The 18440-nt window shown below is 66.6% G+C and carries 21 protein-coding genes; 10 read left to right on the forward strand and 11 right to left on the reverse strand.

Annotated elements, in window-relative coordinates; all coding sequences use genetic code 11:
* Window positions 1-493 precede the first annotated feature (493 nt).
* Complete coding sequence (locus ACQHI0_RS26135) at window positions 494-718, forward strand: hypothetical protein (protein WP_427904436.1); 225 nt, start codon at window positions 494-496, stop codon at window positions 716-718.
* Window positions 719-1247: 529 nt separating this feature from the next.
* Here the strand turns inward: ACQHI0_RS26135 and ACQHI0_RS26140 are convergent.
* From ACQHI0_RS26140 to ACQHI0_RS26175, 8 genes are all read right to left on the reverse strand, one after another.
* The gene (locus tag ACQHI0_RS26140; RefSeq protein ID WP_427904437.1) at window positions 1248-1631 is read right to left on the reverse strand and encodes a hypothetical protein; all 384 of its coding nucleotides are present in this window, start codon (window positions 1629-1631) and stop codon (window positions 1248-1250) included.
* Between the two features lie 59 nt (window positions 1632-1690).
* Window positions 1691-2101, reverse strand: a complete 411-nt coding sequence (locus tag ACQHI0_RS26145; RefSeq protein ID WP_427904438.1) for a type II toxin-antitoxin system VapC family toxin — start codon at window positions 2099-2101, stop codon at window positions 1691-1693.
* Complete coding sequence (locus tag ACQHI0_RS26150) at window positions 2098-2322, reverse strand: FitA-like ribbon-helix-helix domain-containing protein (RefSeq protein ID WP_427904439.1); 225 nt, start codon at window positions 2320-2322, stop codon at window positions 2098-2100. Before ACQHI0_RS26150 ends, ACQHI0_RS26145 begins: the two co-directional genes overlap by 4 nt.
* A 128-nt stretch (window positions 2323-2450) precedes the next feature.
* Window positions 2451-3797: a DUF5933 domain-containing protein gene (locus tag ACQHI0_RS26155; RefSeq protein ID WP_427904440.1), complete on the reverse strand. Its 1347-nt coding sequence runs from the start codon at window positions 3795-3797 to the stop codon at window positions 2451-2453.
* A gap of 50 nt (window positions 3798-3847) precedes the next feature.
* A complete protein-coding gene (locus ACQHI0_RS26160; RefSeq protein ID WP_427904441.1) occupies window positions 3848-4990 on the reverse strand; it encodes a glutamate--cysteine ligase in 1143 nt (380 codons plus the stop codon).
* An 11-nt stretch (window positions 4991-5001) separates the two neighbouring features.
* A complete protein-coding gene (gene sodC / locus ACQHI0_RS26165) occupies window positions 5002-5697 on the reverse strand; it encodes a superoxide dismutase[Cu-Zn] (protein ID WP_427904442.1) in 696 nt (231 codons plus the stop codon).
* 89 nt (window positions 5698-5786) lie between these two features.
* A complete protein-coding gene (locus ACQHI0_RS26170; RefSeq protein ID WP_427904443.1) occupies window positions 5787-6338 on the reverse strand; it encodes a LytR C-terminal domain-containing protein in 552 nt (183 codons plus the stop codon).
* A 42-nt stretch (window positions 6339-6380) separates the two neighbouring features.
* A complete protein-coding gene (locus tag ACQHI0_RS26175) occupies window positions 6381-6707 on the reverse strand; it encodes a DUF3263 domain-containing protein (RefSeq protein ID WP_427904444.1) in 327 nt (108 codons plus the stop codon).
* Window positions 6708-6879: 172 nt separating this feature from the next.
* On the opposite strand from ACQHI0_RS26175, the gene ACQHI0_RS26180 reads away from it, so the two are divergent.
* From ACQHI0_RS26180 to ACQHI0_RS26220, 9 genes are all read left to right on the forward strand, one after another.
* Window positions 6880-7470 (forward strand): peptide deformylase, encoded by a 591-nt coding sequence (locus ACQHI0_RS26180; protein ID WP_427904445.1) that lies wholly within the window; start codon window positions 6880-6882, stop codon window positions 7468-7470.
* A complete protein-coding gene (locus tag ACQHI0_RS26185; protein WP_427904446.1) occupies window positions 7460-8446 on the forward strand; it encodes an N-acetylglutamate synthase, CG3035 family in 987 nt (328 codons plus the stop codon). Before ACQHI0_RS26180 ends, ACQHI0_RS26185 begins: the two co-directional genes overlap by 11 nt.
* Before the next feature lie 35 nt (window positions 8447-8481).
* The gene (locus tag ACQHI0_RS26190; protein ID WP_427904447.1) at window positions 8482-9291 is read left to right on the forward strand and encodes an exodeoxyribonuclease III; all 810 of its coding nucleotides are present in this window, start codon (window positions 8482-8484) and stop codon (window positions 9289-9291) included.
* Window positions 9292-9364: 73 nt separating this feature from the next.
* The gene (locus tag ACQHI0_RS26195) at window positions 9365-10564 is read left to right on the forward strand and encodes a homogentisate 1,2-dioxygenase (RefSeq protein WP_427904448.1); all 1200 of its coding nucleotides are present in this window, start codon (window positions 9365-9367) and stop codon (window positions 10562-10564) included.
* The gene (gene fahA / locus ACQHI0_RS26200) at window positions 10561-11751 is read left to right on the forward strand and encodes a fumarylacetoacetase (protein ID WP_427904449.1); all 1191 of its coding nucleotides are present in this window, start codon (window positions 10561-10563) and stop codon (window positions 11749-11751) included. Before ACQHI0_RS26195 ends, fahA begins: the two co-directional genes overlap by 4 nt.
* Window positions 11752-11796: 45 nt before the next feature.
* Complete coding sequence (locus tag ACQHI0_RS26205; RefSeq protein ID WP_427904450.1) at window positions 11797-11985, forward strand: hypothetical protein; 189 nt, start codon at window positions 11797-11799, stop codon at window positions 11983-11985.
* Window positions 11986-12133: 148 nt separating this feature from the next.
* A complete protein-coding gene (locus ACQHI0_RS26210; protein ID WP_427904451.1) occupies window positions 12134-14395 on the forward strand; it encodes an MMPL family transporter in 2262 nt (753 codons plus the stop codon).
* 192 nt (window positions 14396-14587) lie between these two features.
* Window positions 14588-16228 carry a phosphomethylpyrimidine synthase ThiC gene (thiC, locus tag ACQHI0_RS26215; RefSeq protein ID WP_427904452.1) on the forward strand — a complete coding sequence of 547 codons (1641 nt, stop codon included), beginning with the start codon at window positions 14588-14590 and terminating at the stop codon, window positions 16226-16228.
* 94 nt (window positions 16229-16322) lie between these two features.
* Window positions 16323-17114 carry a thioesterase family protein gene (locus ACQHI0_RS26220; protein WP_427904453.1) on the forward strand — a complete coding sequence of 264 codons (792 nt, stop codon included), beginning with the start codon at window positions 16323-16325 and terminating at the stop codon, window positions 17112-17114.
* Between the two features lie 4 nt (window positions 17115-17118).
* Here the strand turns inward: ACQHI0_RS26220 and ACQHI0_RS26225 are convergent, their stop codons facing one another.
* Genes ACQHI0_RS26225 through ACQHI0_RS26235 form a run of 3 tightly spaced genes read right to left on the reverse strand, consistent with a single transcriptional unit; the run spans window position 17119 to window position 18394 of the window.
* Window positions 17119-17625, reverse strand: coding sequence for an SRPBCC family protein (locus ACQHI0_RS26225; RefSeq protein ID WP_427904454.1), 507 nt, complete (start codon window positions 17623-17625; stop codon window positions 17119-17121).
* A gap of 15 nt (window positions 17626-17640) precedes the next feature.
* Window positions 17641-17970 carry an ArsR/SmtB family transcription factor gene (locus ACQHI0_RS26230; RefSeq protein ID WP_427904455.1) on the reverse strand — a complete coding sequence of 110 codons (330 nt, stop codon included), beginning with the start codon at window positions 17968-17970 and terminating at the stop codon, window positions 17641-17643.
* Window positions 17960-18394, reverse strand: a complete 435-nt coding sequence (locus ACQHI0_RS26235) for an SRPBCC domain-containing protein (protein WP_427904456.1) — start codon at window positions 18392-18394, stop codon at window positions 17960-17962. The genes ACQHI0_RS26230 and ACQHI0_RS26235 overlap by 11 nt, the downstream gene beginning before the upstream one ends.
* Window positions 18395-18440: the final 46 nt, after the last annotated feature.

Below are 18440 nucleotides of genomic sequence, written 5' to 3' on the forward strand. Positions count from 1 at the left end.
GTGGATGATCAATTCGGAACGCGCCTTCGGCCGATCGCGGCAGGCGCAGGAACGCACGCATCCGTTCCTCCACCGACGATCGCCCGTCTGCGGCAACACGCCACGAGGTCGGTGCGGATTCACCTCTGATTCGCGGGGTGTAGCCGACCATCTGCTAAGCTCCGCCAGCGGTAGCCGCAGGTAGTGTGAGCGAGAAGTAGCGCAGCAGATCGCCGCGAGGAACCGAGGCCAGCCGTACGTCTGCCCCGAAATCTGGGTCAGGTGAGGATGTTTGGGTCGCGATGACGTTACGCCCGGTATGTTGCTGTACGGCTCCCTCGCAACCCTTTTCGCACTCTGGCTCCCGCTTTTCAAGACAGGGAGTTACCGCAAAGCGCCGTCCCATTCGCTGTGGGAATTGCGCGAAGTCGGCGCCCCCGGCTTGCCTCTACTCGTCCTCGGCGCGACCCTGTTGGTTGTCGCAGGAGTTCTCCTTCACCTCACACTCTTACCCGTGATTCCGAGCGTGTGGGTGCAGTGCCTCGCAGTCGCCGAAACGCTCGGCACCCTGATGGCGTTATCCATCGGGCTCACGCTGACTCTTCCCGACGCCGATGACCTCGAGTTTCGCCCCGGGTTGGTCGTCCTCGTAGTTGGCCTCACCTTAACCATCGTCGGTGCGTGGAGGCTACCGAACTTCGCTGCTCGCCAAACTGAGCCGTCCAAGAACGCGAGTTGAGGCACAGTTGCCTGTTTGCTGATCCATAACCCGAGGTGTAGCGTCGCTCACAGAGATCGGCCCCCGGGAGCGCTACCAACGCTCACCGAGGGCCTGGGTACGAAACAGCCTTACCTGTTCGCACCGTAGGGGAAACCCTACCTGCACCTCCTCGGAGTGCCCCAATGCCGAGGTCGTCGTCCTGATGCCAGGAGTTTCAATTCTCCCGTGCGCGGACCGCGAACAACCGTTTCGCTTCCCAAGGCCCTGGGCCCTTCGCGGTCGTTACCGACGAGCCCGACCGGGGAGATTCCAACCCATCAAACAGCCGTCTGCGAGTACCACCGTCGTACGCCTCGCACGTACGCACCGTGACGGCCGGGAGTGCACACCTTCGCCACGGTCCAACCAGCCACGCGCCCATCGGACGCGCGGCCAGAAGTGTTGGCCGAGGACGCAAATCGGGGTTCGGTGCGGGGAAGCGGGCAGGGATGGTTACGACACCGGCACCCTTGGGTGCTCGAATCGGTTCAATTCAGCCCGCAGGTCATCATGACCGAAGCAGCCGGATTCCCTCCTTGCCGCATCGCCCGAAGCAGTACTGGCACTCCATGTCGGTCGGATCATCAATCGCGACAACCGACTTCAAGTCGTAGGCCCGGTCCTTAACGCCTCGAACCTTGCCGCACAGCGTGCGGTAGGTGCCGTCGGCGGCGATCTCGCGCACATAGTGGGCGCGCGTCCCAGTTTTGGTTCGGACCCAATTACCTACCTGTACACCGGAATTAACCTCAGCATCGGAGGAGGAGACGACGACGGGCCCGGATTTGGCGGTCCAGCGTTGTTCCTCGCGCTGACGCCGTTGGGCGGCACGTTTGCGACGGTCGGGCGAAAGCTCTACGCCCATCGGAGTACCAGTGGGGTTCGTGTGCACGTCCCGAAGATACCGCTGACGTACGACATCCCGCCCGAGCCCAGTGCGGTGACCTCGGTTTACATTTCCCAGGGGTCCAGTACAACCAGTTCGATGCCGACGAAATCCTTGACGTTTCGTGTCGCCAAGGTCGCTCCCGCTGCCAAGCAGATCGCCGCGATCTGTGCGTCGCCCTGACTGATCGGGCGACCCTGTCGACGACGTTCGGCGACGATCTGCCCATACGTTCGCGCGGCTCGCGCGTCGTAATCGGTGATGTCGCCGAAGAACTCGTTGAACAGCTCGTCAGCCACGCTCGCCAGCCCCGACTTGCGCCGGCCATCCGGCAAGTTCTCGATACCGACCCACAGCTCGCCGACGGTGATGGCGGTAGTTCCCACGTCCGGATTGGCTTCCAACCATTCGATCACCCGCACATCAGGCTCTGGACGGAACAGCTCGCACACCACATTCGTATCGGCGATGATCACAGATCGATTCCCCGCGCCTCCTCGGAGCGGTCGGGTAGCTCGAGGTCGGCGGCAAATGGCCGCGTCCGTTCATAGACCTCGCGCAGCAAGCGCCGCGGACGAACGGCCGCCGACAGAATCTCGCGGGCCTCGGCCTCCATGCTGTGGCCGTGGGCCGCGGCTCGGCGCCGTAGCCGCGCTTTCACGTCGTCATCGAGATCCCGAATGGTTATGCTGGCCATGCAATCAATGCTATCAGCGATTGCACGGGCCAGGCTTGGCTAGACGTCGCCTGAACTTCTCGAGATTCGGGACTGCACCTCATCGGCCGCACGGCCTACCGCGAACAACGCCACCGTGATGGGTTGTTCTAGGCGGCCGCGATCCGTTCGATAGCAGGTTCCGGGGCGGTGGCGAACCAGGTGTTGTGGAAGGCGATCGCGACCGCGGCCAGCAGCCCGATGACGATCGCGCCCGCGGCCACCGGGTACTCGGCCATCGGTACAGCCAGGTACCGGTAGGACAAGAGCAGCCCGGCGAACACCGCGGCACCGAAGCCCACCAGCCGGATCCGGAAGGCACCCCAGCCCCGCTCGGGAGCGCGCAACGCCGACTCGACGGTCAGGCACAGCACCGCGCCCGCCACCAGGTCCACGCCGTAGTGATACCCGAAACCCAGGGTCGCGGTGACCGTGGCGGCCAGCCAGAAGGCGCCGCCCCAGCGCATCCAGATCGGCGCACGGGATCCGTCGATATCGCGGCGGGTGTGGATGAACAGCGACAGCGCCCACGCGGTGTGCATCGAGGGCATGCAGTTGCGCGGCGTGAACTCGTCGAACGGCAGCGCCGACGGATTGGTGTCGATCGGCGGCAGCGCGGCGGGCCAGAAGTTGCCCACCTCGAAGCCGTGCCCGTCGGCCCCGAACGCGAACATCGGCCCCACCACCGGGAACAGCACATAGAACAGCGGCCCGACCAGCCCGAGTACCAGGAACGTGCGCACCAGATAGTGACTCGGCCACTGCCCGGTCGTCACCACCTTGCGCAGCTGCCACACCGCCACCGCGATCGCCGCCACCGGCAATTCGATGTAGACCCAGTGCAGCACCGCGTACACCTCGGGCCCGAGCACATCGAGCACCCGCCCGAGCACCCACGACGGATCACCGAGCGCGTGATCGGCGAGCAAGGCGTATTCGTCGAGCACCGCGGGCCGGGCCGCCGAGGTCAGGTGCAACCACACGTCACCGACCTTGGTGGCCAGCACCAGCAGCGCACCGAGCGCGACGGCCTTCAACGCGTCAGTGCGTTCACGACCCCGCCATCGCACTGCCGCGATGACCGCCAGCGCGGCCAGCACGATCGTGGGCCCGTTGCCGACCGTGAACGGATTACCGTCGATGAGCCGCAGCGCCACCCACACCGCGTCGATCCCGATCGCGACGGCCAGCGCGATCACCCGCCTGCGCGCGGAGATCCCGACCAGCGCGAGCACCAGCCCCGCCCACGGCACCGACATCGACTTGGGCGTGCCGACGAAGTCGCGGGCCAGGCTGGCCAGCGGCCCGTCGAAACCCATGATCCACGCCATGACCTGCAGTCCGATGAGCAAGGCGAGCACCGCGGCCACCGCGATAACGGCGAGTATCCGTGGTTCGCGCAGACGGGAACCGAGAGTGGCACCCCCCGCCACAGTGCGTGGTTCTTCGACAAGCATCCGACCATCGTAAACGGCGGGTTAACGACGCCCCAGTGCGCAGCTGAACGCTACTGATCGAGCTCGCGGACCAGCGCGTCGACGACCGCGACCATGTCGCCCTGGGTCTGCGCGGCGACCCGGCGTTGCCGCTGGTAGGAGGCACCGTGGCGAGGAATCTCGGCCACCGCGGCCAGCTCGTCGGCGCAGCCGAGACGCTTCGCGATCGGCTCGAGCCGGGTGAGCAGGTCGGTCAGATCGTCGGTGACCAAACGCTCATTGCTGGCGTCGTCGACGATGATGATCGCGTCGAGCCCGTAGCGCGCGGCCCGCCATTTGTTCTCCTGCACATGCCACGGCGGCAGCGTAGGTAGCTGCTCCCCGTTCTCGAGGCGCTGGTCGAGGTCGACGATCAGACAGTGGATCAGCGCGGCCACCGAGGCGAGTTCGGCGCGACTGGACAGCCCGTCACACACCCGCACCTCGATGGTGCCCCACTTGGGGGCGGGCCTGATGTCCCAGTGCATGCCGCCGAGTTGGTCGAACACACCGGTCTTCACCTGGTCGTGCACGAAACCCTCGAACTGACGCCAGTTCTCGAACTGGAACGGCAGCCCCGCGGTCGGCAACTGCTGGAACATCAGCGCGCGATTGCTCGCGTAACCGGTGTCGTCGCCGGACCACATCGGCGAGGACGCCGACAGCGCGAGCAGATGCGGATACGAGAGCAGCAACGAGTTCAGGATCGGAAAGACCTTGTCCCGGTGCGAAACTCCCACATGCACGTGCACACCCCAGATGAGCATCTGGCGGCCCCACCACTGGGTGCGCTCGATCAGTTCGTCGTAATGCGGTGAGCGCGTGAGCTGTTGGGCCGACCATGCCGCGAAGGGGTGGGTGCCCGCGCAGAACAGGTCGACACCGAGCGGGTCGGCCGCGCGCCGCACCGCGTTCATGGTGCCGCGCAGGTCTTCCACCGCGCCACCGACCGTGTCGTGCACGCCGGTCACCAATTCGACTGTGTTGCGGAGCAATTCCTTGGTGACCTGCGGGGTGCCATCGTAGGCGCGCAGGTCACCGACCGCGTCGAAGACCGCCGAGGCGGTGTTGGACAGATCGCGCGTCACCTTGTCGACGAGCGCGATCTCCCATTCGATGCCGATGGTCGGCCGGGGCGAGCCGCGAAACGGAACCGACTGGAATGCCCCGGCCATGACGTGACTCGCTAACCGACCACGCCGCACGCCACCCGGGCACCCGCATCGCCGGTGGCCAGGGTGGTCTCGTCCGGGCCGGTGCCACCCTCACGCGTGTAGCGCGGCGGGATGTTGCCGAAGTTGTCGGCGCCGCCGTGGATGATCAGGGCCTTGCCCTTGATGTTGTCGAGGGTGACGGTGTCGGTCCGGGTGACCAGCTTCGCGGAGCCGTCGGCGCCGACCTGCAGCGAGGTGAGGTCACCGCTGGCGGGGTGCGCGGTGGCGCCGCCGACCTGCAGATGTCCACCGGCCGAGGCGAAATCGCCCTCACAGGTGCCGTTCTGGTGGAAGTGCAGGCCGTGGAAGCCGGGGGTGAGACCGCGCGCCTCGACGGTGACGACCAGGTGGCTACCTTCGGCCACGATGGTCGCGGTGCCGACCTCGGCGCCCGCGCCGTTCTTCAGCGAGGTCTTCAGGCCGTCTGCCACGCCACCCTGCTCTTCGCCGTGGCCGGGGGCCGCGGTGGCCGACGGTGCGGCGTGACCGCCACCGTGTTCACCGGTTTCGCCGCCGGGAGCCGCCGAGCTGGTCCACACCGGCGGCGTAGTGCCCTTGACGTCACTCGACTCCTGGCTGTTGGTGCAGGCTGCGAGCCCGAACGCGGCGACCGCGAGCACCGGGGTCACAATGCGCCAGGACGGGCGACGAGTTGTCGACGTGGCCATCAGGAGACTCCTTATCGGACTGGGGCTATACCGCTCAAGATGATGCCACAGCGGCGACACGACCTACGGCACCGCGTGCCGCGCCCGGTTCAGCGACCGGTCAGGACGACGACGACACCCGGCGAGGTGTCCCCCGACTTGGGTGCCACCGTGCCGCCGACCTGCTCGGCGATCTCGGTGGCCGCGGCCTTGTCGCCCGCGCCGCCGCCGTAGTACACGGTGGTGGTGGTCAGGTTCGCGCCGCTGTAGTTGCCGGTGCTCACATTGGTCCAGCCCGCCGCGCCCAGCTCACTGGCGGTGCGCGCGGCCAGTCCGGCGACCAGGCTGTTGTTCAGTACCTTCACCGACACAGCTTGATCCGTGCCACTCGCCGCGGGCGAGGAGGTGGTGGTCGTCGGCGCGACGGAGGTCGTGGTGGTCGCGGCAGCCGCGCTGGTGGTCGTCGGCGCCTTCGTGGTGGCAGGCGCCTGCGCGACCGCGCTGGAGGTGGTGGTCTCGGTCTGCTCCGATTCCGAAGCCTGGGCATCGGAATTCGACAGCGACATCGCACCCAGACCGGCGAAGACAATGGCCAGCGCGATCAACACCATCGCCAGCGCGCGCAACGGCGGGCCGCCGGGGGTGGGGTTCGGGTTGCTCACCCGCTCAACCCTAGTCGCAACGGTGGGTGTGTGGCCGTCATGTCAGACCTGGAAACCGAGTTTGCGGGCGGCACGCGACTTCTGCCTGCTCGCCCGCAGCCTGCGCAGCCGCTTGACCAGCATCGGGTCGGCGGCCAGCGCGGCGTCGGAGTCGACGATCGCGTTGAGGACCTGGTAGTACCTGGTGGCCGACATGGCGAAGAGTTCGCGGATCGCGTCTTCCTTGGCGCCCGCGTATTTCCACCATTTGCGTTCGAAATCGAGGATGTCGAGCTCGCGGCGGCTCAGGCCGGTGCTCTCGTCGGCCGCCGAATCCTGTTCGCCCGCAGTGGGGCCATCGGAGATGTGCCGAGCTGCTGCGCCGTCCATCTTGCTCCCTCGCCGAGTATCACGAGATGGGTAGATACCGTCGTCATTCAACCACGGGTTCCCCCGAACCCTCGACCCATGTCACGGCGTGTTGACTCCAAGCCAGTAGGGGTGTCCCGGCCCACAGGGGTCCGCCGATCATCCGCCCGGCCCAGCGGCGATAATGGCGACCATGGCAATTCTCCCGATCGTGATCGTCGGTGACCCCGTTCTCCACACCCCCACCGCGAAGGTGACGGAGACCCCCGCGGAGCTGGCCGAGCTGATCGCGGATATGTACGACACGCTCGAAGAGTCCAAGGGTGTCGGCCTCGCGGCCAATCAGGTGGGCGTCGGCAAGCGGCTGTTCGTCTACGACTGCCCCGACTTCGACGCCACCGGCAATCCGATTCGGCGCAAGGGTGTCGTCGTGAACCCGGTGCTGGAGACCTCGGCGATCCCCGAGACCATGCCCGACCCCGATGACGACGAGGAAGGCTGCCTGTCGGTGCCCGGCGAGCAGTTCCCGACCGGTCGCGCGGACTGGGCGAAGGTCACCGGGACCGACGAGAACGGCGAGCCCGTCGAACTCGAGGGCACCGACTTCTTCGCGCGCATGCTGCAGCACGAGGTCGGTCACCTCGACGGCTTCCTCTACGTCGACGTGCTGATCGGCCGCAACGCCCGCGCCGCCAAGAAGGCGATCAAGCGAAACGGCTGGGGCACACCGGGTTTGAGCTGGATCCCCGGCACCGTTCCAGACCCCTTCGGCCATGACGACTGAGTCAAGGCGGCCGAGAACCATGATCCCCCTCGGCCGCCGGGTGGTGATGCGGTATCAACTGCCCGCGGGTTATCCACAGCCGCTCACCGATGTGATCGGCGAACTGGTGTCACTGACGCCGCCGTCGGTGCGGACCGCCGAGGGTGAGCTGGTCTCGGTGTCCGCCGATCGCGTTGTCGCGCTGAAAGCACTGGGGCCGAGGCCCATTCGGACCAAGGAGATCCGGTCGCTGGAGACCGCGGCGGCGATGGCCTGGCCGGGCAGCGCGCACCTGTGGATCGACGGCTGGCTGGTGCGGGCGGGCAACGGCTACACCGGACGGGCGAATTCGGCTGTGCCGCTGGGTGAGTCGGGTGTGCCCGCGGTGTTGTCGATCGACACCATGCACAAGATCGCCGACTGGTACACGAGTCAGGGATTGCCGTTGCTGCTGCAACTGCCCGACCGGCTCGCGCCCGTGCCACCGACCTGGAACACCTGGAGCGAGACCGTGGTCCTCGGCCTCGACATCGCGAATTTCGTGCTGCCGCAAGGACCGTCGATGGTACGGATCACCGACCAGCCCGAGGAAGGCTGGCTCAGGACCCACCGCTACCGCGGCGAGATCCCCGTCGACCCGACCGTGCGCGAACCGGATTTCGCGGTGCTCACCTCGGTCCTGGACGGCACCCTCGGCTTCGCCTCGCTCGGCCTGCCCGAACCCCTGGCCATCGGCCGCGGCGCGGTGACCACCGCACCCGACGGCCGGCGCTGGGTCGGCCTCACCTGCGTGGCCGTCGCGACCGCGCACCGCCGCAACGGACTCGGCGCGCTGCTGTGCGCCGAACTGATCCGCTGGGGCGCCGAGCAGGGCGCGAGCCACGCCTACGTTCAGGTAGAGGTAGGCAACGCGGGCGCCCTCGCCCTCTACCGCGACCTCGGCTTCATCGAACATCACGCCTACCGCTACGCCGCCCCGCAGAGTCAGAGTCATTAGCGGCTGGCGCCACCCCATCGAAAGGACCGCCGACCGTGCGCCTCGCCACGTGGAACGTCAACTCGATCCGCTCCCGCGTCGATCGGGCGATTGCCTTTCTGGACCGCCACGACATCGATGTGCTGGCGTTGCAGGAGACCAAGTGCCGTGATGATCAGTTCCCCTTCGAGCAGTTCGAGGCCGCGGGGTACGAGGTGGCGCACGTGGGGCTCAATCAGTGGAACGGCGTCGCGATCGTGTCGCGGGTCGGGCTCACCGATGTCGAGCTCGCGTTCCCCGATCAGCCCGGCTTCGACAAGGACGCGGGCGATTCGCTGATCGAATCGCCGGTGGTCGAGGCGCGCGCGCTCGGCGCGACCTGCGGTGGGGTGCGGGTGTGGAGCCTCTATGTCCCCAACGGCCGCGCGCTCGCCGACCCGCACTACACCTACAAACTGAACTGGCTCTCGACCCTGCACGCGAAGGCGGCGGGCTGGCTGACCGAGGACCCCGAGGCGAAGATCGCACTGGTCGGCGACTGGAATATCGCCCCCACCGACGACGATGTCTGGGCGCCGGAACTGTTCATCGGCAAGACCCACACCTCCGCGCCCGAGCGCGCCGCCTTCCAGGCCATGCTCGATCTCGGCTTCCGCGACGTGATGCGCCCGTTCGCCCCCGGCCCCGGCGTCTACACCTACTGGGACTACACGCAGCTGCGTTTCCCCCGCAAGGAGGGCATGCGCATCGACTTCATCCTCGCCTCCCCCGCCCTCGCCGATCAGATCAAGGACGCGTCGGTGGACCGCGAGGAACGCAAAGGCAAGGGCGCCAGCGATCATGCTCCGGTGATCGCCGAATTCTGACGGATTTTCCACGCGTTCTCGGTTACGTTGGAGGGAGAAATTTCAGCCTGCAACGAAGCGGGAGGTGCCGTCGATGTTCTACCGCCGGGTTGGTGCGGTGCCGCCGAAGCGGCATACCCAGCATCGGGATGAGTTCGGCAGCCTCTATTACGAGGAGTTGATGGGCGAGGAGGGGTTCTCCGGAGACTCCTCGCTGCTGTATCACCGCGCCCTGCCGCCCGCGATCGTCGACGCGACCGTCTGGGACCTGCCAGACCAGACGTTGACGCCGAATCATCCACTGCACCACCGTCATCTGCGGCTGCCGCTGCTGTTCCCCGGCGATACGGCCAGCACGACCGACCCAGTGACCGGGCGCAGACTGCTGCTGGCGAATGCCGATGTACGGATCTCGTACGTGGTCGCCAAGGGCGCGTCCCCGCTGTACCGCAATGCCATCGGCGACGAACTGGTGTATGTGGAATCCGGTGCGGCCGTGGTGGAAAGCGTGTTCGGGGTCCTGCCGGTGCGCCAAGGCGATCAGGTCCTCATGCCGCGCGCGACGACCCACCGCTGGCTGCCGATGGGCGAGGAACCGTTGCGCGCGTACGTGATCGAGGCGTCTAGCCACATCACCCCACCCAAGCGCTACCTGTCGAAATTCGGTCAGCTACTGGAGAATTCGCCGTACTGCGAGCGAGATCTGCACGGACCACTCGACTTGCTGCTCGTCGAGGACACCGACGTGGAGGTGCTGGTCAAGCATCGCGCGGGCAACGAGGTGATCGGCACCAGGATGACGTATGCGACGCATCCGTTCGATGTCGTCGGCTGGGATGGCTGCCTGTACCCGTACACCTTCAATATCGCCGATTTCGAACCGCTGACCGGCCGCGTACACCAGCCACCGCCGGTGCATCAGGCCTTCGAGGCCACCAATTTCGTGATCTGCAATTTCGTGCCGCGCAAGGTGGACTATCACCCGCTGTCGATTCCGGTGCCGTACTACCACTCCAATGTGGATTCCGACGAGATCATGTTCTATTGCGGCGGAAACTATGAGGCGCGCAAGGGTTCCGGCATCACTCAGGGTTCGGTGTCGGTGCATCCGGGCGGTTACGCGCACGGCCCACAACCGGGCGCCTACGAACGCAGTATCGGGGCGGAGTTCTTCGACGAACTGGCGGTGATGGTGGATACGTTCCGGCCGCTGCAACTCGGCGAAGGGGCGCTGGCCTGCGAAGACCCCGCTTATGCGTGGACTTGGTCGGGTCGCGGGCCAGGGCTCGGATGAGCGTGCTGCGCGTGGAGGTGCCCGCCGACTCCCTGTTCGGGCCGGAGAACATGCCCTACGGCGTTTTCGCACCACCCGACGGTGAACTCCGGGTCGGTTGCCGGTTGAGTGACATGGTGCTCGATCTGGCTGCGCTGCTGGATGATCCGGTGTTCGCACGGCCCGACCTGAACGCCTTTCTCGCGCAGGGTTCCAGCCGCTGGCACGAGGTCCGCGAGAGATTGCGCGCACTCGCCGACACCGCGCTGCCGGTCGATACCGTGTATCCCGTGTCTTCGGTGCGAATGGCATTGCCGGTGCGGATCGGCGATTACGTCGACTTCTACGCCAGCATCGACCACGCCACCAATCTCGGCAGGCTCTTCCGGCCGGACAGTGAACCGCTGCTACCGAATTGGCGGCACCTACCGGTGGGCTATCACGGCAGGGCGGGCACCGTCGTCGTGTCGGATACGCCGATCATCCGGCCGCGCGGCCAGCGCCGAACAGCCTCCGGCACACCTGATTTCGGTCCGTCCGCGCGCCTGGACATCGAGGCCGAATTGGGCTTCGTCGTCGGAACCGGCTCCACCCTCGGCGCACCGGTCACCGTCGACGAATTCACCGAGCATGTCTTCGGCGTCGCCCTGGTCAACGACTGGTCGGCGCGAGATATCCAAGCCTGGGAGTACCAACCACTCGGCCCGTTCCTCGGCAAATCGTTCGCCACCTCGATCTCGGCCTGGATCACCCCGTTGGCCGCGCTGACCGAGGCCCGGGTACCGCTTCCGGTACAGGACCCCGAACCGCTCCCCTACCTGCGCGGCACCGACGACTTCGGCCTTGACATCGACCTCGCGGTCGCCTGGAACGGCGAGGTCGTCACGCACCCGCCCTACTCACGCATGTACTGGTCCCCCGCCCAGATGCTGGCCCACCTCACCGCCAACGGCGCCTCGATCCGCCCGGGCGACCTCTACGCCTCCGGCACGATTTCCGGCCCCGAGCCGTCACAACGCGGCTCGTTCATCGAATTGTCCTGGAGTGGCTCCGAATCCATCACCATCGGCGCCGACTCACGCACCTTCCTGGCCGACGCGGATGAGGTGACGATCACAGCCACCGCCCCCGGCACGGCCGGAAGACGGATCGGCCTCGGCCAGGTCAGCGGGCGAATCCTGCCCGCGCACAACACTTCACGCCCCTAGAACTCCGGTCTGCCGGTGTCCACCACCGCGACCTACGTTGACCACATGAAATCTCTTGTCGCCACCGCGGCCGGTCTCGCTGTCATCGGCCTCGTTCAGCTTCCACTGGCCGCGCCCGCCGCCGCCGAGTGCGGGCCGTACCCGGTCCCCTGCGCACCCAGCTCGGCGGAACAGGTTCCCTATCACCTCAGCCTGCTGGTGGCCGCGCTCTTCAACGGGTCGTCCGCGGGTTAACCACAGCGGGTCGCCGGTAGCGTCCACCCAGGGGCGGAGATGATACTCGCCATTCCTCCGCCCCGAGGGGGTATCGGGAGCAATTGAGCACGGGATACGGTGACGGTTCGACCGTTTCCGAGCAGTTCCCGACAAAGAGGGCCCGACGATGTTGACGAGAATCGCCCACACCGCCGTTGCCCGACCACGGTGGGTGGTCGCGGTCGCGCTGTTGCTGATGATCCTGAGTGGCACGATCGGCGCAACCGTACACTCGCACATGAAATCGGGCGGATTCGTCACTGAAGATCTCGATTCGGTGCAGGCCAGCCAATACCTGAGCGAGCACTTCCCCGGCAGTGAGCCCAATTACGTCCTGACGATCTCCGCCGAGGGCGTGGCCGATTCCGCGGACGCCCGCGCGGCCGCCGACCATGCGCTCGCCGTCCTCGACAGCCATCCCGAGATCGTCAGCGGCGTGCAGTCGTATTGGACGGCGCGCCCCGATCTCAAACAGGCGATGCTCAGCAAGGATCGCAAGCACGCGCTGATCCTGGCCAGCATCGAGGGCGACGACGCCGAACTGCCCGTTCGGGCGGCGATGCTGAGCGAAGAACTGCAGGTGGAGAGCGGTCCGGTCACGGTCAAGGCCGGTGGGCTCGCCGCCTCCTTCGCCGATATCAACACCCAGATCAGCAAGGATCTGATCATCGCCGAGGCGATCGCGATCCCGATCACCGGTCTGCTGCTGGCCCTGGTGTTCGGCAGTCTGATGGCCGCCGCGCTCCCGATCGCGATCGGGCTGTTCGCCATCGCGGCGTCACTGGGCATTCTGCGCGTACTGACCTCACTCACCGACGTGTCGATCTTCGCGCTGAACATGACCACCGCACTCGGACTCGCGCTGGCGATCGACTACAGCCTGTTCATCGTGAGCCGATATCGCGAAGAGTTGACCGCGGGCGCTACGCCGACGAAAGCGGTGACCCGCGCGATCCAGACCGCCGGTCGCACGGTCGTGTACTCGGCACTGGTTGTCGCACTCTCGCTGTCGGCGCTGCTGGTGTTCCCGCAGTACTTCTTCAAGTCGTTCGCCTATGCGGGCATCGCCGTGGTCGCCGCCGCCGCGGCCGCCGCGGTGATCGTGCTGCCCGCGCTGCTCATCCTGGTCGGCGATCGCATCGACGCGGGCGACCTGCGGGCGCCGATGCGACGGCTGTTCCGGCTGGCACCTCGCACGGAAAAGGAACCGCGCCAGACATTTTGGTATCGCCTCGTCATCGCGGTGATGAAGCGGCCGATGTCGATCGCGCTGGCCACCACCGCGTTCCTGCTGTTGCTCGGCTCGCCGTTCCTCGGTGTCCAGTTCGGCTATCCCGACGACCGGGCGCTGCCCACCGATGTCGCCAGTCGCGAGGTGGGCGACATCCTGCGCACCGACTTCGACGCCGACCTCGCCTCGAGCGCGACCATCGTGCTGCCCGAATTCCGTGGCAGCGCAGCAGAACTCGACACCTATGCCCGCGACCTGTCCAAGGTGCCCGACGTACCCGCAGTCCTCAGCAGCGCGGCGGTGTACCGCAACGGGATGCGAGTGGCTGCCGGCGTACCCGAGATGACGGACGCGCGGCACGGTGCGTACCTGTCGGTCGGCACCGCCCTCGACCCCTACTCCGACGCGGGCGGGGCCCAACTCGACGCCCTGCGCGCCGTCCCCGCGCCGTCGAAGGCCCTGATCACCGGCCCGGCCGCACTCAACCAGGACTCGGTCGACGCGATCACCGGCAAACTGCCACTGGCGGGCGCGCTGATCGCGCTCACCACGCTGGTGCTGCTGTTCCTGTTCACCGGCAGCGTGGTGCTGCCGATCAAGGCGCTGATCCTCAATATCCTGTCGCTGGCGGCGACCTTCGGCGCGATGGTGTGGATCTTCCAGGAAGGCCACCTGTCGGAACTGCTCGGCTTCACCGCCACCGGCACCCTCAACCTGGCCATGCCCATCCTCATGTTCAGCCTGGCCTTCGGCGCGTCGATGGACTATGAGGTCTTCCTGCTCTCGCGCATCCGCGAGGAATGGCTGGCCGGGCCGAAGACCACCGAGGGCAATACCCAGGCCGTCGCGATGGGGGTGGCCAGGACCGGGCGCATTTTCACCGCCGCGGCGTTGCTGATGAGCATCGTGTTCCTCGGCGTCGCCACCTCCGGTGTGTCGATGATGAAACTGTTCGGTCTCGGCTGCGCGCTCGCGGTGATCAGCGACGCGACGGTCATCCGCGGCCTGCTCGCACCGGCACTCATGCGAATGATGGGCACCTGGAACTGGTGGGCGCCGAAGCCACTGGTGGTGCTGCACAGCAAGTTCGGATTGGCCGAGTCCGACGACACTGCGGCGCCGGTTGAACGGCAGCTGACCGAAACCGGCACTCGTTAGCGGACAACCAGCTCGACGCCTAGACTTCGAACAGCCACGCACGCCCCGACCTCGAGGAGGGGCTCGCGGCAGCGCTCGAACAAGCACGGGGGCTCGCACCAGCGGGCTGAGAGGACGGCTAGCCCAATCGGGCGTCAGGGCCGTCGACCGTATGAACCTGACCGGGTAATGCCGGCGTAGGGAGGAACACGCATGGGCTCGAACACGTCTTCTGACAGGACGGTCGATACCGTCACCACCGGTCCGATCCAGGGCAGCGTCAAGCACTATCAGCAGGTAGACGACCTGCGCATCCCCGTTCGCCGGATCAATCTCACCAACGGCGATCATTTCGATGTCTTCGATACTTCGGGGCCGTACACCGACGGCAACGCGGTGATCGACCTCGAGGCCGGGCTGCCGAAACTGCGTGACGAATGGGAAAAGCCCACCGTCGACGGCCCGCGCACCCAGCTGCACTGGGCTCGTGAGGGCATCATCACCCCCGAGATGCGGTTCATCGCCGCCCGTGAAGGCGTCTCGCCCGAGCTGGTGCGTGACGAGGTCGCGCTCGGTCGCGCGGTGATTCCGGCCAACCACAATCACCCGGAGCTGGAGCCGACGATCATCGGCAAGAAGTTCCTGGTCAAGATCAATGCCAATATCGGCAACTCGGCGGTGTCGTCGTCGATCGCCGAGGAAGTCGAGAAGATGGTGTGGGCCGCGCGCTGGGGCGCCGACACCATCATGGACCTGTCCACCGGCAAGAACATCCACGAGACCCGCGAGTGGATCCTGCGCAATTCGCCGGTCCCGATCGGCACCGTGCCGATCTACCAGGCCCTCGAGAAGGTGAACGGTGATCCCACCAAGCTCACCTGGGAGATGTACCGCGACACCGTGATCGAGCAGTGCGAGCAGGGTGTCGACTACATGACCGTGCACGCGGGCGTGCTGCTTCGCTATATCCCGCTCACCGCCAAGCGCGTCACCGGCATCGTCTCGCGCGGCGGATCCATCATGGCGGCTTGGTGTTTGGCGCATCACCAGGAATCGTTCCTGTACACGCACTTCCGTGAACTCTGCGAGATCCTGGCGCGCTACGACGTCACCTTCTCCCTCGGTGACGGCCTGCGTCCGGGCTCCATCGCCGACGCCAACGACGAAGCCCAGTTCGCCGAGCTGCGCACCCTCGGCGAGCTCACCAAGATCGCGAAATCCTATGGCGTGCAGGTGATGATCGAAGGTCCCGGCCACGTGCCGATGCACAAGATCGTCGAGAACGTCCGCCTCGAGGAAGAGCTGTGCGAAGAGGCACCGTTCTACACCCTCGGCCCGCTGGCCACCGATATCGCGCCCGCCTACGACCACATCACCTCGGCCATCGGCGCCGCGATCATCGCCCAGGCGGGTACCGCGATGCTCTGCTACGTCACCCCCAAGGAGCACCTCGGCCTGCCCAACCGCGACGACGTCAAGGTCGGCGTGATCACCTACAAGATCGCCGCCCACGCCGCCGACCTCGCCAAGGGCCACCCGCATGCCCAGGACCGCGACAACGAATTGTCCAAGGCCCGTTTCGAATTCCGCTGGCACGACCAGTTCGCGCTCTCGCTCGATCCCGACACCGCCCGGGAGTACCACGACGAGACCATGCCTGCCGAGCCCGCCAAGACCGCCCACTTCTGCTCGATGTGCGGTCCGAAGTTCTGCTCGATGCGTATCTCCGCCGATGTGCGCGAGTACGCGGAGAAGCAGGGGCTGACCGATGTGGCCGCCATCGAGGCGGGCATGGCGGAGAAGTCCGCCGAGTTCGCCGACCACGGCAGCCAGGTCTACCTGCCCATCGTCTGATCCGCCGCTGCCCGCCCGGTCACGACCGGGCGGGCAGTCGCGAGCGGCACCGCGGCTTGTTCCGGGTCGGCGGTGCTGCGGTAGCGTCGGCGATATGGCCGATGCGTTCTATCTCCCCGACCCGTCGGACCCGAATCGGTTCGTTTCCACCGAACTGACACGGGGCCCGTGGTCACCCGACGCGCAGCACGCGGGACCCCCGTCGGCGCTGCTCGGCCACGTGATCGAGCGTTGCGAGCCGCGGCCGGGATTCCAGGTCGGGCGGGTCGCCGTCGAGATTCTCGGGCCGGTGCCGCTGGCTCCGCTCACCGCGCAGGCGAAGGTGGTGCGATCGGGGCGCAGTGTCGAACTGATCGAGGCGACCCTGTCGTCGGAGCGTGGCCCGGTGATGCGGGCGAACGCGTGGCGGCTCAAGCTCGCCGAGCCCGCCCTCGATCTGCCGGCCGAGTTCCTGCCGACAGGCACGAGGCCGCTACCCACCACGACCGAGCCGTCGCCGTTCCCGACCGATCACGAGGTGGGATTCCACACCGGCATCGAATATCGCTTCGCTACCGGGTCTTTCGATGAGCCGGGCCCCGCGGTCTGCTGGATCCGGTTGAAGTACCCGATCGTCGCGGGCACCACTGCGAGCCCGCTCGAGCGCGCTCTCGCGGCCGCCGATTCCGGCAATGGTGTGAGTGCCGTCCTCGACTGGTCGAAGTACCTGTTCATCAATACCGATCTAACCGTCACGCTGCATCGTCAGCCGGTCGGCGAATGGGTGTGCCTCGACGCGGTCACCCATCCGCAACCGCACGGCATCGGTCTCGCCGAATCCGCGCTCTTCGACGAGACCGGGCCCCTGGGTCGCAGCACCCAGACGCTGCTGCTGGCACCGCGCTAGCGACTCAGGGGCGCGACTTCACCAGGTCGGTGTTGCCGTGCTCGAGCAGTTCGGAATCGAAGGTGCTGTCGGTGTGGAACGGGTCACCGGTGCCGGTGGTGATCAGCTCGTGCAGGCTCTTGGTGATGTAGCCGCCCCAGGCATTGGCACACACCTCGTAACATTCGTCGGCCGGGCGCAAACCCACATGGGTGAAACGGATCTCGGTGCCGCCGTCGCGTTCGACGATGTCGAAAACCACGTCGGTGTCCTCCCATTCGGCGGTGTCGTCGATGAAGGATATGTAAGTGTCGGTGACGTGCCAGACCAGGCGCTTGCCGGGAATCGACTCGGTGGTGGTCATGGTGCAGCGGTGCGCGCCGGGGACCTCGAACCGGTAGCTGTCGCCGACGGTGCCCGAAGTGCCTTCGATCGTCTCGTTCCACCAGCCGCGCACATTGTTGATCGCCGCGAACGCTTCCCCTGGGGTCGAGTCGACGGTGGTGCTCGCGGTGAAGTTCTTGTCGCTCATTGCTTTTCCTTCGGTTCAGCCGTCCAGATGTCGCCGGAGGGCGTCGAACGGCCCGTCCCAGTCACGGGCCATGGCGGCCAGAAACTGCTGGGCCACTTGCATGGGGGCGGAGTCGAGGCGGTAGCGCACTCGGCGCCGCTCCCCCGGTTCCGCGATCACCAGACCCGCGTCTGCCAGCAGGACAAGGTGTTTGGCGATCGCCTGCCGGGTGATGGGCAGGCGATCGGCAAGGTCTGTCGCGGTGGCGGGCCCGTCGGCGGCGAGGGCGGCCAGCACCGCTCGTCTGCTCGGATCCGCCAGCGCGACGAAGACCCGTTCGGCGGTCTCCTCTAACTCAGGCCGCATCGAGGTACTCGACCAGCTCACCCAGTTCGCTCTTCCAGCCACCGACATTGCCCTCGAACGCCTCCTTGTAGGCATCGTCGGACAGCTGCGCGAACCCGGTCTCGACGACGGTCAGCCGTGTCCCAGCACCGACCGGCTCGAGCGTGAACTCCACGTAGGTTCGTCGCGGGTCATCGTCGGGCAATCCATAGATCGGCCAGGTGTAGCCGAACACGGTCGCCTCCTCCACCCGCTCGACCCGCATGTTCGCGACGTGCCCGCCCTCGTTCCACGTCATCCGCGCCGCACCCCCGGGTCGCAGATCGATAGTGGCGGTATTTCCGAACCAGCTCCCGAGCCCCTCGGCCGTTGTCAGTGCCGCCCATACCTTCTGCGGCGGGTGCGCGAGCTCGACAGTCCGCACGATCTGATCAGGGAATCCCATGACGCCTCCTCTATATAGCAACCGATTGGTTGCTACTCACAATATT

The organism is Nocardia sp. FBN12 (assembly GCF_050320175.1).
GTDB lineage: Bacteria > Actinomycetota > Actinomycetes > Mycobacteriales > Mycobacteriaceae > Nocardia.

Bases quoted from the DNA above. Each gene is read 5' to 3' on its own strand.
- ACQHI0_RS26225 (WP_427904454.1), bottom strand. From the start codon at position 17,625: ATGAGCGACAAGAACTTCACCGCGAGCACCACCGTCGACTCGACCCCA.
- ACQHI0_RS26195 (WP_427904448.1), top strand. From the start codon at position 9,365: ATGTTCTACCGCCGGGTTGGTGCGGTGCCGCCGAAGCGGCATACCCAG.
- ACQHI0_RS26180 (WP_427904445.1), top strand. From the start codon at position 6,880: ATGGCAATTCTCCCGATCGTGATCGTCGGTGACCCCGTTCTCCACACC.
- ACQHI0_RS26185 (WP_427904446.1), top strand. From the start codon at position 7,460: ATGACGACTGAGTCAAGGCGGCCGAGAACCATGATCCCCCTCGGCCGC.
- ACQHI0_RS26155 (WP_427904440.1), bottom strand. From the start codon at position 3,797: ATGCTTGTCGAAGAACCACGCACTGTGGCGGGGGGTGCCACTCTCGGT.
- sodC (WP_427904442.1), bottom strand. From the start codon at position 5,697: ATGGCCACGTCGACAACTCGTCGCCCGTCCTGGCGCATTGTGACCCCG.
- ACQHI0_RS26210 (WP_427904451.1), top strand. From the start codon at position 12,134: ATGTTGACGAGAATCGCCCACACCGCCGTTGCCCGACCACGGTGGGTG.
- ACQHI0_RS26235 (WP_427904456.1), bottom strand. From the start codon at position 18,394: ATGGGATTCCCTGATCAGATCGTGCGGACTGTCGAGCTCGCGCACCCG.
- ACQHI0_RS26205 (WP_427904450.1), top strand. From the start codon at position 11,797: ATGAAATCTCTTGTCGCCACCGCGGCCGGTCTCGCTGTCATCGGCCTC.
- ACQHI0_RS26230 (WP_427904455.1), bottom strand. From the start codon at position 17,970: ATGCGGCCTGAGTTAGAGGAGACCGCCGAACGGGTCTTCGTCGCGCTG.
- ACQHI0_RS26175 (WP_427904444.1), bottom strand. From the start codon at position 6,707: ATGGACGGCGCAGCAGCTCGGCACATCTCCGATGGCCCCACTGCGGGC.
- ACQHI0_RS26150 (WP_427904439.1), bottom strand. From the start codon at position 2,322: ATGGCCAGCATAACCATTCGGGATCTCGATGACGACGTGAAAGCGCGG.
- thiC (WP_427904452.1), top strand. From the start codon at position 14,588: ATGGGCTCGAACACGTCTTCTGACAGGACGGTCGATACCGTCACCACC.
- fahA (WP_427904449.1), top strand. From the start codon at position 10,561: ATGAGCGTGCTGCGCGTGGAGGTGCCCGCCGACTCCCTGTTCGGGCCG.
- ACQHI0_RS26220 (WP_427904453.1), top strand. From the start codon at position 16,323: ATGGCCGATGCGTTCTATCTCCCCGACCCGTCGGACCCGAATCGGTTC.
- ACQHI0_RS26160 (WP_427904441.1), bottom strand. From the start codon at position 4,990: ATGGCCGGGGCATTCCAGTCGGTTCCGTTTCGCGGCTCGCCCCGGCCG.